Origin of the sequence: Streptomyces sp. Root1304, assembly GCF_001426405.1 — a bacterium.
Lineage (GTDB): Bacteria > Actinomycetota > Actinomycetes > Streptomycetales > Streptomycetaceae > Streptomyces.
This window is the reverse complement of record NZ_LMEP01000023.1, coordinates 502325-518501: the sequence shown is the minus strand read 5'-3', so window position 1 is coordinate 518501 and position 16177 is coordinate 502325. Positions and strand designations below refer to the sequence as shown.

9 protein-coding genes are annotated in these 16177 nt (G+C 74.1%); 7 read left to right on the top strand and 2 right to left on the bottom strand.

Going from position 1 to position 16177, the window contains the following annotated elements:
- The first annotated feature begins 41 nt into the window (after positions 1-41).
- The 6 genes from ASD33_RS24450 (at position 42) to ASD33_RS24425 (ending at position 13946) form a co-directional block, all read left to right on the top strand.
- Positions 42-899, top strand: coding sequence for a DUF4132 domain-containing protein (locus ASD33_RS24450; protein WP_056564424.1), 858 nt, complete (start codon positions 42-44; stop codon positions 897-899).
- Positions 896-5809 carry a hypothetical protein gene (locus tag ASD33_RS24445; RefSeq protein ID WP_056564421.1) on the top strand — a complete coding sequence of 1638 codons (4914 nt, stop codon included), beginning with the start codon at positions 896-898 and terminating at the stop codon, positions 5807-5809. Before ASD33_RS24450 ends, ASD33_RS24445 begins: the two co-directional genes overlap by 4 nt.
- Positions 5810-6185: 376 nt before the next feature.
- A complete protein-coding gene (locus ASD33_RS24440) occupies positions 6186-7340 on the top strand; it encodes an AAA family ATPase (RefSeq protein ID WP_056564418.1) in 1155 nt (384 codons plus the stop codon).
- Complete coding sequence (locus ASD33_RS24435) at positions 7337-11122, top strand: DUF5682 family protein (RefSeq protein WP_056564415.1); 3786 nt, start codon at positions 7337-7339, stop codon at positions 11120-11122. The genes ASD33_RS24440 and ASD33_RS24435 overlap by 4 nt, the downstream gene beginning before the upstream one ends.
- The gene (locus ASD33_RS24430; protein WP_056564412.1) at positions 11119-13119 is read left to right on the top strand and encodes a hypothetical protein; all 2001 of its coding nucleotides are present in this window, start codon (positions 11119-11121) and stop codon (positions 13117-13119) included. Before ASD33_RS24435 ends, ASD33_RS24430 begins: the two co-directional genes overlap by 4 nt.
- 200 nt (positions 13120-13319) lie before the next feature.
- Positions 13320-13946 carry a maleylpyruvate isomerase family mycothiol-dependent enzyme gene (locus tag ASD33_RS24425; protein ID WP_056564410.1) on the top strand — a complete coding sequence of 209 codons (627 nt, stop codon included), beginning with the start codon at positions 13320-13322 and terminating at the stop codon, positions 13944-13946.
- Positions 13947-14084: 138 nt separating this feature from the next.
- Here the strand turns inward: ASD33_RS24425 and ASD33_RS24420 are convergent, their stop codons facing one another.
- Positions 14085-14945, bottom strand: a complete 861-nt coding sequence (locus ASD33_RS24420; protein WP_056564407.1) for an oxidoreductase — start codon at positions 14943-14945, stop codon at positions 14085-14087.
- Positions 14946-15012: 67 nt separating this feature from the next.
- Here ASD33_RS24420 and ASD33_RS24415 point away from each other — a divergent pair, with 67 nt between their 5' ends.
- Positions 15013-15666, top strand: coding sequence for a response regulator transcription factor (locus ASD33_RS24415; RefSeq protein ID WP_056564629.1), 654 nt, complete (start codon positions 15013-15015; stop codon positions 15664-15666).
- Positions 15667-15695: 29 nt separating this feature from the next.
- Here the strand turns inward: ASD33_RS24415 and ASD33_RS24410 are convergent, their stop codons facing one another.
- The gene (locus tag ASD33_RS24410; protein ID WP_056564404.1) at positions 15696-16127 is read right to left on the bottom strand and encodes a VOC family protein; all 432 of its coding nucleotides are present in this window, start codon (positions 16125-16127) and stop codon (positions 15696-15698) included.
- Positions 16128-16177: the final 50 nt, after the last annotated feature.

Genomic DNA, 16177 nt, shown 5'->3' with positions numbered 1-16177 from the left:
GCTGCGCGGATTCTGACCGGACAGGCGGAGGGGCACGGCTCATGGCGTGGCTTGCAGCGGGTGAGGAATACGAGATCACCCTCGATGACGGACGGGTGGTCGCCCGGCGTTCCGGGGGGCGGCAGTTGAAGAGCCTCCCGAAGGCTCTGCGCGACCATCCCGAGGCCGACCGGCTGCGGCGGCTCGCCGAATGGCTGGACCGGCACGCGGCCGCTTGCGTGGCGCAGGTCGACACCTGGATGGTGTCCTCGCTGCCCGTGCCCAGCGCGCTGATCGCCCGGGTGTGGCCGGACGAGGCGTGGCAGTCCGCACTCCGTGACATGGCGGTGGTGGGCGACGACCCGGACGAGGTCGGCTTCCTCCGCGACGTCACCCCGGACGGCGAGCTGAAGGTGGTGGACCTGGACGGCGAGACCGTACGGCTGTCGCCGCGTACGGTGACCCTCCCCCATCCCGTGCTGCTGCCCGATCTGGACGACGTGCGGGACTTCGCGGCCGAACTCGGCATCACCCAGCGGGTGGAGCAGATCCACCGGGCGACCTGGGTCAAGCCGTCCGCCGGGCACGCGGCGGCGGCGACGGAGGTACGGGACTACGCGGGCGGGAAGTTCGCTTCGCGTTTCGGGCTCGCGGCGCGGGCCACGGCGCTCGGATACCGCGTGTCCGGCGGCTACGCCACGTGCAAGGTGCGCGACGGGGGCCGCGGCACGGAGGCGTCCGTCTGGATCGGCGAACCGTACTGGGACGGGGAGTCGGAGACCGGGGCCCTGGGCTGGCACGACAAGGACGGCCGCGCGGTGCGGCTGAGCGAGGTCGGGCCGGTGGCCTGGTCCGAGGGCATGCGCATGGCCGCGGCGCTGTACGCCGGCCGCACGATCGAAGAGGGTGAGGACGCGTGACCGGCACGACCGTTTCCGACAACAGGGAGCTGCTGAAGGCCGGAGCGGTGCTCCCGGCCGACGCCGAGGGGGCGGGCGACGCGGCGGTCGAGCTGACCGCGCGCACGTACCGGCACGCGGTGCTCGGGGAGGAGCGGGTCGTCGTCCGGCTCGCCGCCGCCGAACTCGGCCCCGCCGAGGACCTCGCCACGGGCTTCCTCGGCCTCGAACCGCACGGGGACCCGGTCGTGGTGGGTCTCGGACAGCGCCAGGAACTGGGCTTCCCCGAGTGGGTGCTCGTGCATCACCCGGCGGACGGGCATCACGCGCTGGCGGTCGTGCCGGAGCTGGACCGGCTGGCCCGACAGGCGAAGACCAAGCCGAAGGCCGCCCTGGACGCCTGCCACGAACTGGCCGGACGTCTCGCCTCCGCCGTTCCGCATTTCCTGCCCGTCTTCTACGAGCAGTCCGCCCGGGTCTTCCTCGGCGTCGAGAACGCGACGTACGCGGGCCAGTTGTTCGGGCGCGCCCGCAGCAGCGAGGCGCAGCACGGGCTGTCGGTCGACGAGGACCGGCTCGACGCCGTGTTCCTCGAGTTCGCCCTGGCCGGCGCGCTGCCGGTGAAGGTGCTCACGAGCTACGGCAAGGAGCTGTCGGCCCGGCTGGAACCCGCCGAGGCATACGAGCGTTTCCGGCGGCTGTGTGTGCGCCGGACCGCCGGCGGGCTCGCCCCGTCCGCCCAGGCCGCCGTGGAGCTGCGGCGGCTTGCCCGCGCCGCGGGTCTGTCCGGCAGCGAGGAGGAACAGGACTACCTCGCCGAGCTCCTCCCCCTCCCGGCGACGCTGCGGGCGGCCGCCGGATGGTGGAAGGCGCACCGCGCCGCGCTGGTCGCGCTCGCCCGCCGCGTCCCGTCCGTGCGCGGCACGCTGCTGTCGATGACGCCGCCGGGCAACGAGGTCGAACTCAGTGACCTGTGGCTGGACATCCTGGTGGAGTCCGGGGCCGACAAGGGTCTCACCGCCACGGACGTCGCGCCGGAGGAGAGCTGCGCCGACGGTGCGGCCGGCTGGCTGGAGCGTTTCCACGCCGCCCGGCACAGGGGCTGGGGCGCCCGCCCGACTCCGGCGGTCCTGCTGGACCTGGTGAGCCGGGCGGCGGGGCGGCTGCGGTCCGACCTCGCGGCCCGGACCGACGGCGAGGACGCGCTGCGGATCGGCGTCGAGGACGTGGACCTGCTGGACCTGCTGCTCGCGCTGGAGATTCCGGTCGCCGACCCGGTGGCGCCCGGTCGCAACCGGCGGGACGAGGCCCTGGGTCTGGCGGACTGGGCGCGCGGCGAGCACCGCCGTGATCTGGTCGCCCTCGCCGCCGACCCCCGCTTCCGTCCCGCGTTCCGCGCCGGCGCGAACGGGTTCAACGGTTCGTCCGACGACGCGTACGTGCTGCGGCGGCTCGCCGAGTCGCCCGGTGGCCGCCCGATGCTCGCGGAGTGGGTACGCGATGTCGCCCGCGGTTCGACGGCGGCGGGGCTGCCGGGGCTTCCGGGTGCCATCGCGCGCCTGACGTGGCTGCCCGTCGAGGCCCTCGCGCTCGCACCGCAGGAGGTCGCGGCGGCGGCGGCCGCCGACCTCGGCGAGACCTTGGCACGCACCCTGCGCGGCGGTCTGTGGGAGGAACTCCGCTGGTCGGCGTGGGAGGAGGCGCTCGCCGAGCTGGCTCCCGGGCGCGCCGGGCTCGACGGACTGACCGTCGTCGAGGCCTGGCCGTACCTCATCGTGGCCAATGACGTACAGGTGCGGGTCATCGACGCCGACTCGACCGTGCTCACCCACGATCTGCGGCTGCCGTCGGGGCAGCACCGTCGGATGGGGTTCCACTACGTGGACGGCGCCCTGATGGTGTTCTGGCGGTTCTACGGGCGGTCCGGCGAGGCGCAGGGTTACTGGCACACCGCGCCCGACGTGGTGTTCACCCTGGACGGCGGCGCCGAATTCTGGTCCATGCGTTCCTCTCACGTCAGTCTGCCGCTGCCCGGCGGGGGCCGCACCACCGGCGGAGGGGTGCTGCACCGCGGTGACACGAAGGTGCCCGGGGAGCGGGCGCTGGTGTCCGACGGGACGGCGTACTGGGTGTGGGAGTCGGAGGAGCGGCAGGGCCCGAACGGCTGGGTCGAGTACGACCCGGTCCAGGGCGGGTACGGCCGGCGGTCGCAGCCCGGGTTCCTCGCCGACGCGCTGCGTTCCCACGGTTCGGGCGCCGAACTGCTCGCGCACACCTCGTGGCTGCGCCCGGCTCCGGCGGTCGAGGGTTCGGTGCTCGGCACGTGGCCGGACGGGCTGCTGGGCTGGCGTGTCGTACGGCTGCCCGACAAGAGCTGGCAGGCGGAGGACACGGCCGGGCGCCGCGTCGTCCTGCCCGAGGGCTCCGACGCGCCGCTCGCGGCGGTCTCGTTCCCCGGTGACGACCGGCCGAGGGCCGTGTCCCAACAGTGGCGGGTGCTGTCGCTCACCGACCCGGACGGCGTGGTCACGGCGAAGACCGACGGCAATCTGAACCAGCTGTACGGAACGGCCGGCGCGCCCCTGCCGCCCCTGTCCCACCTGTACGCGCTGCGCACGCGGGACGCGGCGGGGTCCGCCGCGCTGCGCCGGGCGGACGCCGGGACGGCCGGCACGCTCCTGAAGGCGGCTGCCGCCGCGGAGCGTGCGGCGGACCTGCCGGAGCTGGTGAGCTCCGCGCTGCCGGGGATCTCCGCGCCCGATCTGATCGCGGGAGTCGTGAAGGTGCTGCACTTCGCCGTGCAGCAGCAGAAGGCCCTGGACTCCGTGGCCGCGCGGCTCGACCCGGCCGCCGAGCGGGAGGTGGTCCGGCGGGAAGGCCCGGCCGACCGCCTGCTCGGTACGGCGCTGAGCGGCGTCATGAGCTCCGGGTACTACCGTCTGGGCTCCGACGAGGACCTCGCCCACCGCTTCCTGGAGGGGCTGGCGTCGGCACGGGCCGACACGGACGCCACGGCTCGACCGGGGCAGACGCACTTCGACCTGCCGTCGCTGCCGTACTCCGGGCTGCCTTTCACCTCCCTCCTCGACGAGCCGGCCGCCCTCGCGTACCGCGCCATCGCTCCCGGCAGCACGGACGAGCACCGGGCCGCGCTGCTCGGCGTCCTCGGTCGGATCGACGCGCTGGGACTGGCCTCCACGGCAGGGTCGGCCGGACACTGGCGAAGGGTGACGGTCCACCTCGGCTCGTCGCACCTGCACAACCCGGACGGCCGGGAGCACGGGATGTGGCACCGCTCCGTCCTGCCGCTCGGCGGGGGATCGGTGCTCGGCATCACGGAGCACAACGAGAGCGTGCCCGACGGACGGGAGTTCGGGGCGCTGCTGTACGACCCGAGCGGTCGGTTCGAGGTGCCCGGCCCCTACACCCTGCGCGCCGAGGCACCGGTCGGTGACCGCGCGCGGGGCGCCGACTGGCTGGCCGCCTTCCTGCGGGAGGCGTCGAACCGTACGGCGGTCTCCTTCGTTCCGGAGGCGGCGGAGGAGTTCGGGCGGCTCACCGGGGTGTCCGGTGCGCTGGCCCGGCTCGTCATCGTGGGCATGCCCGATGTGGACACCTGGGAGAACAACTTCCTTCCGGCGGACCTGCGCAAGACCCTCGGCCTGAAGGTGGCCGAGGCGCGACTGGCGCGCGACGAGCTGCGGGCGCTCTCCATCGAGGTGCGCAGGGCCGTGGTCGCGGCGCTGCTCCCCGAAGACCCGTCGCTGCTGTGGAGCGTGGGGCCCGACGTGGCGGCGGCGGCAGCCGTGTGGAACGCCCGTGTGGGGCGGCGTGCGCAGGTCCCCGACTGGCTCGCCACGGAGGCCACGCGCGCCGCGCGCAGCGGCTGGTCCGTGCACCGGGCGCTTCCGGCACTGATCGACCCCTCGGCGTCCCCGGAGCTGAGCGTCGACGTGGCGTGGCACATCGAGGGCGACCGGCCGGTGACCGTGGCCCCGGCCGACAACCCGTTCACCACATCGGTGCTCACGGGTTCGATGAGCCTCACCGCGTGGCTGGCCCACCGGCTGCCCGCCGGTGATCCCGTACGGGCGGCACTCCCCGGTGCGCTCACCGCTGTGCGGCAGCGGCTCGCCTCGCCCGACCTGCTGTTGTCCGTGGGGCGCTATACGAGCCTCCCGGAGTTCCGCAAGGTGGCGGGCGCGCCGACCGAGAGTGCACCCGATCACGAGCGGTACGGCGCGGTGCTCCTGGCCACGCAGGACAACCAGCCCCAGCCGGCGCTGCGGACGTCACTGCTCGACTCCACCGGGTCCGATCCGTACCTGGTGGCGCTGCGGGACCCGGACCAGCAGCAGACCGCGGTGGAGGCGGCGCTGCTGCGCGCGCACGATCCGGTGTTCGCGCGGCTGCTGGCCGATCCGGGCGCGCCCGCGGCCGGCGAGACCGGTCAGGACGGCACCTGGTGGCCGCAGGATCCGTCGCGTTCGGTGCCCGCGCTCGTGGCGGAGGTCGCCGAGGCCCACGGTCTGGGGGCGGACGCGGCCACGGTGTACCTGATGCTGCTGGCCATGCCCGACCCGACCGACCGGAACACGGCGCGGTGGACGGGGTGGAAGCCGGCCCGTCTCAAGGCGGCGCGCGCCGAGCTGGAGGCCGGCGACCTGGTCGTCTCGGCCGTACGGGCCAGGGCGGGACGCTCGCTGTTCCTGCCCGGTGCCTGGGTCGAACAGGCGACGCCGGTGCTGCCCGTCGAGCAGTGGAAGCTGCCGATGTACGGGCTGGTGGCGGGCAACCGTCCGGTACTGGGCTCCCTGGTGCCGGTCGAACCCACGGCGGAGTTGTTCGCGCGGGCGTGGCAGCGGATCGTCGACGGTGATGTTCCGCGGTTCGAGGAGCTGAAGGTGCGACGGACGAGACGACGTCGATGAGGGGGTGACGGGGCTGGGACCGGCGGGGTGTCGCCCGCCGGTCCCGGGGCCGGGGCGGGGCCGTGAGGCGATGGGTCCTGGCCGGCCGGGCCGGTGCCCGCGGTGGTGTCGCCCGGACTGCCGTGTCGGTGCGGCGCACTCCGTCCTCGGTGTGCGCCGCACCGGGCGACCGCGCCCGGTGCCTTCTCTCGCCCGGTCCACGGCCCGTCCGTCCCTTCTCCCTCTGTCCGCGCCTTCATCCATGGCTCCGCGCCTTGGTCCGTGGCTCCACGGAGTCCCGTCCCCGAGGCCCGTTCGTCCCCGCGCCGGCTCTCGTGCTCGTATCCGCATGCGCAGCTGTATCCCTTTCGTCTCGCACACCCGGAGGAATTCCCGAATGACCGTCACCGCACAGGCCGTGCCCGCCCGGCAGGTCCAGCCGGCCGAGGAGCGCCACGCCGCCGAGCTCGCCTTCCTCGCCGCTCAGGACCCGGGCCCGCGTCCGCCCGGCTGGGCGCTGACTCCGCGCGCCGTCGTCACGTTCGTGTGCGGCAGCGAGGGCGTGGAACTCGTCCTGCCCAAGCGGCAGGCCGGACTGCCGTCGAAGCTCGAGATCGCTCCGAAGTTCGTCGGTGAACGCGCCCTGGTGGAGCGCTGTGTGGTCACCCTCGCCGGAGAGCGCGGACTGCTGCTCACCGGCGAGCCCGGTACCGCCAAGTCGATGCTGTCGGAGCTGCTCGCCGCCGCGGTCAGCGGGACGAGCGCCCTGACCGTGCAGGGGACGGCGGGCACCACGGAGGACGCGTTCCGCTACGGCTGGAACTACGCCCTCCTGCTCGCGCAGGGGCCGACCCCGCAGGCCCTGGTCGACTCCCCCGTGCTCGCCGCCATGCGTACCGGACGCGTGGTGCGCGTCGAGGAGATCACCCGCTGCCTGCCCGAGGTGCAGGACGCCCTCGTGTCCATCCTGTCCGACCGCCGGATCACCGTGCCCGAACTCACCGCCACCGAGGACGGGGTGGTCGGCGCCGCACCGGGCTTCACCGTCATCGCCACCGCCAACCTGCGCGACCGCGGGGTCTCCGAGATGTCCGCGGCGCTGAAGCGCCGGTTCAACTTCGAGACGGTCGGGCCGATCGCGGACGCCGACGCCGAGGCCGTCCTGATCCGGCGTCAGGCCGTCGCGGCGGTCCAGCGGGCCGGTGCGTCCTTCGGAGTGGACGATGCCGTCCTCGACGCGCTCGTCACCGTCTTCCGGGACCTCCGTTCCGGTCGCTCCACCGAGGGCTGGGACGTCGAGCGGCCGGGCACGGTGATGTCCACGGCCGAGGCCGTGCAGGTGGCGGCGTCGCTGGGCGTCGCGGCCGCGTACCTGCCGAGCGGGGACGTTCTCGACCTGCTGCCGGGCCACCTGCTGGGTGTCGTGCGGAAGGACGATCCGGCCGACCACGCCCGGCTCCTGGGGTACTGGGACGGCCCGGTCCGTCGCCGGGCCGAGGGCGGCTCGGCGATGTGGCGTCGGCTCTGGGACCTGCGCGGGAGCCTGCGTTGACGAGCGTCGATCCGCGGGCGGCCGTGGACGAGTTGGCCGCGTCGCGCGAGCCGTACCTGCTCGGAGTACGGCACCACAGTCCGGCGCTGGCCGCGGTGGTGCCCGCCCTGCTGGACGAGGCGGGCGCCGAGGTGGTGTGTGTGGAGCTGCCGGCCGACTTCCAGCTGTGGCTGGAGCACCTGGCGGACCCCGAGACCGTCGCCCCGGTCGCCCTGGCCGGGGCGGGCGAGGGCGGACGCCTGTCGTTCTACCCCTTCGCGGACTTCTCCCCGGAGCTGGCGGCGGTGCGATGGGCGCGGGAGCGCGGGGCGGAGGTGGTGTGCTGCGACCTGCCGTTGGGCGATCCGGGCTGGTCACTGGAGGGCACGCCCGCGTCGGGTGGTCGTACGGGATCTGGTGACGACGGGGAATCCGTCGATGCCGCGGGTTTCGGCGGTGACGGGGAAACTGTCGATGTCACGGGTTCGGGTTCCGTTGATGCGGCCGGCAGCGGGGTGGGCGGCGCGGATGCCGAGGAGAGTGTCCGTCCCGACGGTTCGGAGTCGGGCGAGCGGGTGAGCCGCCGGTCCTTCGCGGCGGCGCTCGCGGCCGCCGGCACCGGCCGGGACGGTGAGGACATGTGGGACAGGGCCGTGGAGGTCCTCGCTCCCGGCTGCCCCGCCGAGGCCGTGCGCCGCGCGGCCCTGGGCGTGGGCTGGGCCCTGCGTACGGACTCCGAGGTGCCCGCCACCGATCTGGCGCGCGAGGCCCGGATGCGGCAGGTCGTCGCGGCGGCCTCGGCGGGCGGGCGCCGGGTCGCCGCCGTGGTCGGCGCGTTCCATGCCCCTGCGTTGACGGCCATCCCGGATGCGTACCCGGAGGTGGGTACGGATGAGGACGTGCGTACGGATACGGATGCCGAGCCCCGCACGGTCGCGAGGGCCCGCACCGCCCCCGGCATCGATGCCTCCACCGGCCCTGGCGCCGTCACCGCCGCGGTGACGTCCTTCGTCCCCTACTCGTTCGATCTGCTCGACTCCCGGTCCGGCTACCCCGCCGGCATCCGTGACCCGCTCTGGCAGCAGGCCGTACTCGGCGCCGCCGGTGACGCGGACCGCATCCGCGAGGCGGCCGCCGCCGCGGTGACGGGCGTGTGCCGGGAGATGCGGCGCGCCGGGCACACCGCCGGTACCGGTGAGGCCGCCGAGACGCTGCGGCTCGCCTGCGACCTGGCCACGCTGCGCGGACTGCCCGCACCGGGGCGCGGCGAACTGCTGGAGGCGGTCACCACCGTCCTCGGGCAGGGCGAACCCCTCGGTCGTGGGCGGGCACTGGCCCGGGCCCTGGAGGCCGTGTTCGTCGGCAGCACGCGCGGGCGGGTCACCCCGCGCGCGCCCCGTTCCGGCCTGGGCCCCTCGGTCGAGGACGAACTCGCCGGGCTGCGACTGCCCGGCGCGGGCGAGTCCGAGCCCCGCGAGGTACGCCTCGACCCGCTCCGGTCGCCCCTCGACGGCCGACGGGAGGTACTGCTGCAACGACTGCTGGTCATCGGTGCCTCGTACGGCGAACCCCTCACGGTGGCCGCCACCGGCGACGGCACCGCGCTCGGCACCAAGTGGCGACTGCGGTGGACGCCCTCCGTGTCGGCGCGCCTCGATCTCGCCGGCGTCCGCGGGGTGACCGCGGCGCAGGCCTCGGCCGGCGCGCTGGGCGAGACCGCGCGCCGTGAGGCGGCCGACGGTGGACCGACCCCGGCCCAGATCCTGACCGGGCTCACCGCCGCCGTGCGCTGCGACCTGCCCGACCTGGTCGACGCACGGCTGCACGAGGCCGGCGACGTGCTGCCCGACACCGCCGAGCTGCCCGAACTCCTCGAAGCGCTGGACCTCCTGGAGGGCATCCGGCGCGGACACCATCCCGGCACCACGCAGCACGCCCGTGCCATGGCCGACGCGCTCACGGGCGAGCTCCTCGACGCCGCCGTACGGTCGCTGCCCGGCCTTGCCGGGAGCGACAACGCGGCGGACGCACGGGCGCTGGTGGCACTGGCGGACCGGACGGCCGCCCGGCACCTGGGCCTCCGGCTCGACCGCGCGCTGGACGAACTCGCTTCGGGAGCGGCACCGTTGATGCAGGGCGCCGCCCTCGCCGTACGGGTCGTGCTCGATCTGGATCCGGCCGCGGGGCTCGGCGAGCGTGTCGCGGACTGGCTCGACGGCGCGACGGCTCCCGCCACACGCCGGGCACTCACGAAGCGCGTCGCGGGTCTGCTGACGGCCGCGGGCCCGCTGCTCCAGGCTTCTCCGGACGCGCTGACCCCGTTGCTCGACGGGGTCGAGGCCCTGGTCGACCAGGAGTTCCTGGACCGGCTCCCCGCCCTTCGGGGCGGATTCGACGCCCTGACGCCGGCCGCCCGGGACCGGCTGCTGGCGACCGTGACCGAGCGGCTCGGCGACCGGCTCGACCTGTCGCTCGACGCGCCGCCCGAGCTGCTCGCCCTGTGGGCCGCCGCCGACGCGGCCGGACTGGCCGCGCTGAAGAGCCTGGCGTCAGCCGTACCGGAGGTGTCCGAAGGGCCCCGTGCCGCTACGGACGCCGGTGACGCGGGGGACACCGCAGCCGCTGAGGCGCGTCGCACGGCGATCATCGAAGCGCAGAAGCCGGATGGGGCGTCCGAGCGGTTGCTCGGGCATGCCGACCGGTGGCGGCTCCTGTTGGGACGCCACAAGGAACGGCTCTCGGCGGACGCGCGCCGTTACGCCCATGCCCTGGACGAGCTGTACGGCGGCGGGCGGGGCGAGGGCGCCGACGACGTGGACGGCGGGGCGTCGGGGCAGGGCGGAGGGCAGGACGCCTCCTTCCCCACCGCCCGGGAGTGGTCGCAGGAACTCGAGGCCCTCTTCGGAGCCGACGTACGCGAAGAGGTCCTCGCCGAGGCGGCGGACGCGGGGCGCTCCGACGTCCTCACCCAGCTGGATCCGGCGGCGGTACGCCCGTCCGTCGAACTGCTGAGTTCCGTCCTGTCCCTGGCCGGCGGGATGCCCGAGGCGCAGCTCGCGCGGCTGCGGCCGCTGGTGAAAAGGCTCGTCGACGAACTCGCACGGGAACTGGCCACCCGTCTGCGCCCGGCGCTCTCCGGGCTGGCCACGCCGCGCCCGACGCGGCGGCCCGGCGGCCGGCTCGACCTCGCCCGTACCCTGCGCGCCAACCTCGCCCACGCGCGGCGCACCGGCGACGGCCGCGTCGTGGTCGTGCCCGAGCGCCCCGTCTTCAGCACACGGGCGAGCAAGGAGGCGGACTGGCGGCTGATCCTGGTGGTCGACGTCTCCGGGTCGATGGAGGCGTCGGTGATCTGGTCGGCGCTGACGGCCGCGGTGCTGGGCGGCGTACCGACGCTGTCGACGCACTTCCTGGCGTTCTCCACCCAGGTGGTGGACCTCACCGACCGGGTCGACGACCCCCTGTCCCTGCTGCTCGAGGTCCGGGTCGGTGGCGGGACGCACATCGCGGCGGGGCTCGCGCACGCCCGGTCGCTGATCACCGTTCCGAGCCGCACGCTCGTCGTCGTGGTCAGCGACTTCGAGGAAGGCCAACCGCTCTCCGGGCTGCTGGGCGAGGTGCGCGCCCTCGCCTCCTCCGGAGCGCACCTGTTGGGCTGCGCGGCGCTCGACGACGCCGGCACGCCCCGCTATTCGGTGCCGGTGGCACGTCAGCTCGTCGCCGCCGGAATGCCGGTGGCCGCCCTCAGTCCGCTCGCCCTCGCCCGCTGGGTGGGCGACCGCCTCCGTGGAGAAGCCCGTTGAGCACCGTTGTCCTGCCTCCCGTCGCCCCCGAGATCCTCGCCGAGGCCGTGGAACAGCTCAGCGCGAGGCTGCGCAAGAAACTCGACGCCGCGATCGCGAGCTGCGCGGCGAACATCGGCGCGGCGGCGGACGGTTCCGTGGACGTGCCCTTCGGCGAGGACGCGGTCGTCAGCCTGCGCCCGGGCCCGTCGGGAGCGATCGTCGAGGCCGGGCAGGCGGTCTGTACGTGTCTGCTGGCCCCACGGTGCCTGCACCGGGCGGCGGTCCTGGGGGCGGCGCCGATCGCGGACGCGGGGGTGCTGAGCGGGACGGGGGTTTCTGGCGAGCTGGACGTTTCTGCTGAGCTGGACGGTTCGAGTGAGGTTGACGGTTCGGGAGGGTCAGGCGAGTCCGGCAGGTCAGGAGAGTCCAGCGGGGTGGGTGACTCCAATGGGCCGGGCGCGGCGCGTGGGGCGGCCAAGCTGGGCGTGCCGTCGGGAGGAGACGGCTCGGGGGACTCGAAGGGCTCGGCGGGTTCGGGAGGCTCGGACGCCGGCCACGCCGTCGGTGCCACGACGCCGGACGAGCCGGCTCCCGCACTCACGGCCGCTCAGGTCCGGGCCGCGACCGCCCTGTGGCAGGCGGCGGCCGAGGCGCTCTCCGCAGGTGTCACCGCGGGCGGGGCGGTCGTCCAGGCCGAGGTGCTGTGCGCGGCCCACACCGTACGGCTGGCAGGGCTGCCGCGGGCCGAGGCCGCCGCTCTGCGCGTCGTACGGGGTCTGCGCGCCGCGCGGGACAGCAGTCAGGGCCAGCGGCTCGGGGACCTCACGGGCGCCTTCCGTGACCTTCTCACCGAGGCCGCGCTGCTCGCCTCCGGGTCGCCTGGTGCCGGAGCGACCGGCTCCGTGCGTCGTGCGTACGGGCACGGCGGGAACCTGCGGGTGTACGGCCTGTGCCGGGAGCCGGTGCTGTCCGCCACCGGGTACGGAGGTGTCGCGACCCATCTGATGGACCCCGACGGCGCCTGCTACACGGTGTCCGATGTCCGTCCGGGAGGCCTGGCGCGCGCCAAGGGGGCGGGGACCGCGTCCGTGGCGCTCGGCGGGGCGGTCCTCGACCACGGCGGGCTGGCGCGCGGGGGACTGCGGATCGTCGGCGCGACCGTGTCCCCGGACGGACGGCTCGGGGCGGGCCGGGGGGTGAGCGCGACGCCGCTGCGCGGGGTGGAGTGGTCCGATGAACCGGTCGCCGCGCTGTTCGCGCGCCCGGTGCACGAGGCGATGGCCGCCGCGCTCGACGACGGTCTCCCCGGGGACGGAGGGACCGCGCCGCCGCTGCTGGGCTGTGACGTGGTGGTGGTCGGCGCGGCCGGGGAGTATCTGATGGTCCGCGTCGCCGACGGCGGTCCGCTGCTGCGTCTGCTCCCCGCTCACCCCCATCCGGGGCTTCCGTTTGCCGCGAACCTGCGCAGGATCGCGGAGTACCCGGGGCTCGCGCTGCGTGTGCTGGGCCGCCCCGACCTGGAGCGGGCGGCGACGCTCCGGCCCCTGGCGGTCGGGCCTGTGCCAGGGGCCTCGCACACCCTGCGGCTGCCGGACGAGTGGCTCGGTCGGGCCGACCTGGGATACGACCGTCTCCAGGGCAGCCTCTTCCCGCCCGGGAAGACGGACGCCGCGTCGGCGGAACCGGTGACGGCAGGACTGGACCCACTGGCGGACGCGCCGTTGTGGCGGGTGCGACGCCTTCTGGAGACGGGCGTCGCGGGCGGGAGACGCGCCGTGGCGGAGGCCGGGCGCGGTGCGGAGACGGCCGCCTTCGTCGTACCGCTGCGTCGGGCGGGACTCGGCGGGGCGGCGCATCTGGCGGAGACCGTGATGGCGGAGGCGGACCGGCGGCCCCGCGATGCCTTCGGCCGGCTGACCGACGCCTCGGCTGCCGGGTACGCCCGCGCGTGGCTGGCCTCGGCGGTGCATCTCGCGGCGGCGGAGCGGTCGCTGGTGGCGGCTTCGTGGTCCTGACGGACGCCGTCCGCTCGGTGAGGGGTGCCGTACGGTTGTGGTGATCGTGTCGCCACCCCCTGTACGGCACCCTCGCGCGCGGCGGCTTCTCTCCTGGGGGTCATCGCCCCAGGACGACGCGGTGCTCCTACGGCGATGCGTTCCGGCCCTCTCCGGAGTCGTATCCGACAGACGCTGTGGACCACAGACAAGGAGAGGCCATGTCGGAGGACGATGTCTGGACGTGGGTGCACGCCGAACGGGCGGCGCTGATCGGGGACCTCGTGGACCTCGATGACGAGCAGTGGCAGAAGCCGTCGCTCTGTGACGGCTGGACCGTGCACGACGTGCTCGCGCACCTGGTCGACACCGCCCGTACGACGCGCCTCGGATTCGTGATCGGCCTCGCCCGTGCGCGGTTCGACTTCGACCGCCAGAACACGATCGGGGTGGAGCGTGAGCGGGGGGACACGCCGCAGGAGACCTTGGAACGGTTCCGCCGGGTGGCGTCGCGCAGGTCGACGCCTCCGGCGCCCCTCGACAGCCGTCTCGTCGAGGAGGTCGTTCACGGGGAGGACATCCGCCGGCCGCTGGGGCTGAGCCGCGCCTACCCGACGGAGGTCGTCGTCAGGTCGCTGAGGCTGCAGGCGCGGACGCCTGCGGCGTTCGGCGGGGCGAAGGAACTGGTGGCCCGTGCGCGGCTGACGGCGACGGACGCCGACCTGACGCTCGGCTCAGGTCCCGACGTACGAGGCCCCGCGCTCTCCCTGCTTCTGGCCGCCTCGGGGCGCCGGGTGGCACTGGAGGATCTGGAGGGGCCCGGTGTGGGCGGGCTGGCGGCGGGCTGACCCTGGGATCGGCACGGCCGGTCGCCCTGCTCGGCCCGGCTCGCCTCGGGAACGCGGCTCTGCTACCCGCGTACAGCTGGACGGACAGCGCGATGGGAATGGCCGGCGCGATCCCAACCCACGTCCCTCAGCGGGTGGTCACCCTCGAAGTTCAGCCAAGTCCTCGTCCTGCAGGTCGAGGTCGTTCGTCGCGAGGTTCTCTTCCAGGTGATCGAGAGATCCCGTGCCCGGAATCGCGAGCACCGAAGGCGACGTCGCCAGCAGCGCGGCGATCGAGACCTGCGCGGGCGTCGCGCCGAGGCGTGCGGCGACCTTGGCGAGGCGTTGGGCGCCGAACGGTCCGCTGTCGATTCCGCCGCCGAGCGGGAAGTATGGGACGTACGCGATGCCCGCTCCCTCGCATTCCGCCCGCAGAGCCGCGTCACGGCTGTGCCGGTTCTGCACTGCGGCGACGGGTGCGACGGCCCGGCCCTCGGCGAGTTGGGCGGAGTCGACGTTGCTGAGCCCCAGGTGCCGGATCAGCCCTTCCGCGCGGAGCTCGGCGAGGACGGCGAACCGTTCGGCGATCGACTCGTTCCCCGGGGCGGTCATCCCGCCGACCCGCAGGTAGACGAGGTCGAGCCGGTCGAGGCCCAGGGTGCGAAGGTCCGCTTCGACGAGGCCGCGCAGTTGATCAGCGGTCGCCTGTCCGCTCGGAACACCGTCCGGTCCGGGCAAGGGGCCCACTTTGGTGGCGATCACCAGGTCGTGGCGGTACGGGGTCAGGGCCGTACGGATCAGGTCGTTGGCCCATACGGCGTCCCTGCCGTAGAAGCCGGCCGTGTCGATGTGGTTCACGCCCAGCTCCACGGCCCGGCGGAGCACCGCGACGCCCGTGCCGGGATCGCGCGTCGGACCGGCGAAGGTACCCATGGCCAGGCGCATCGCGCCGAAGCCGAGCCGGTTGACGGTGAGGTCTCCGCCGAGGGAGAAGGTGTTGCTCGTCGTGTCGTTCGTCATGGGGCTCATGGTGTCCGTCGGCGCGAAGGCCGACGAGCCCGTGGCAGCTTGCTGTCAGACTGGCGGGATGCGGAACGAAGCGGTGTTCTCGGTGCGCGGAGACGCGGAGTTGACCGCGCGCGCAGGTCATCTCTTCACGTCCGCGCGGACGGAGTTCCTGTGCGCGGCGCGGGATCTGAGGACCTGGTCGCAACCGGAGTCCAGGGCCGCCGTCCGGCACCGGATGCACGCCGGCTTCACCGTGCGGAAACTGCTCAGCCCGGTGGCACTGGCCGACGAGGAGGCCCGTGCCCACCTGCGGCTGGTACGGAGCAAGGGCGCGCTCGTGAGGATCAGCCCTTCGCCGCTGCCGCACGAGACGATCATCATCGACCGGCGGGTGATGATCCTGGCCGGACAGGAGACTCCCACCGGCCGCGCGTACACGGTGACGACGTCGGAAAACCTGGTGGACGGCGTTCGCTCCCTGTTCCAGGCGGTCTGGGAGGCCGCCGTGGATCTCGAGACGTATCTGCACAGCGACGTCCCTCACCTCGATGCCGACGGCCGTGTGATCCTCAGGGCCCTCGGCTCGGGCCTCACCGACGCGTCGGCGGCCAAACGGCTCGGCGTCTCGCTGCGCACCTACCGGCGACGGGTGGCCGAACTGATGACCACACTCGAGGCGGACTCCCGCTTCCAGGCGGGCTTGAGGGCGGGAGAGCTGGGACTGCCGCGATGAGAGCCGGGGCGGGCGACTCATTCAGGTGATCAGGCGAGGCAGAACTCGTTGCCCTCGATGTCCTGCATCGTGATGCACGACTCGTTGACGTCGTCCGCGCGCTGCGTCAGCACGTGTTGCGCGCCGAGTGCCATCAGCCGTTCGCATTCGGCCTCGAGTGTGGCCAGGCGCTCGTCACCCACGAGTCCGGCGCCGGCCCGCACGCAGAGATGCATCCGGTTCTTGACGACCTTGCCTTCGGGAACTCGCTGGAAGAGCAGGCGCGGGGCCACACCCGAGGGATCCGTACACGCGAAGTAGATCTCGTCCTCGGGCGGCAGCGAGCGGTGGTACTCCCCCCACGTGGCGAAGCCCTCCGGCACCGCCGGTACGACGTACCCCAGCACCTCGCACCAGAAGTCGGCGAGGCGCGCGGGTTCCGCGCAGTCGAAGGTCACTTGGAACTGCTTGATCGTTGACATCGGCGCACAATAACAGGGGCTCTGTTCGTCTCCCCGGGTCGGTCGCGGAA

Coding starts and splice junctions, on each gene's coding strand:
- ASD33_RS24440 (WP_056564418.1), top strand. CDS start 6,186: ATGACCGTCACCGCACAGGCCGTGCCCGCCCGGCAGGTCCAGCCGGCC.
- ASD33_RS24420 (WP_056564407.1), bottom strand. CDS start 14,945: ATGACGAACGACACGACGAGCAACACCTTCTCCCTCGGCGGAGACCTC.
- ASD33_RS24415 (WP_056564629.1), top strand. CDS start 15,013: ATGCGGAACGAAGCGGTGTTCTCGGTGCGCGGAGACGCGGAGTTGACC.
- ASD33_RS24410 (WP_056564404.1), bottom strand. CDS start 16,127: ATGTCAACGATCAAGCAGTTCCAAGTGACCTTCGACTGCGCGGAACCC.
- ASD33_RS24450 (WP_056564424.1), top strand. CDS start 42: ATGGCGTGGCTTGCAGCGGGTGAGGAATACGAGATCACCCTCGATGAC.
- ASD33_RS24425 (WP_056564410.1), top strand. CDS start 13,320: ATGTCGGAGGACGATGTCTGGACGTGGGTGCACGCCGAACGGGCGGCG.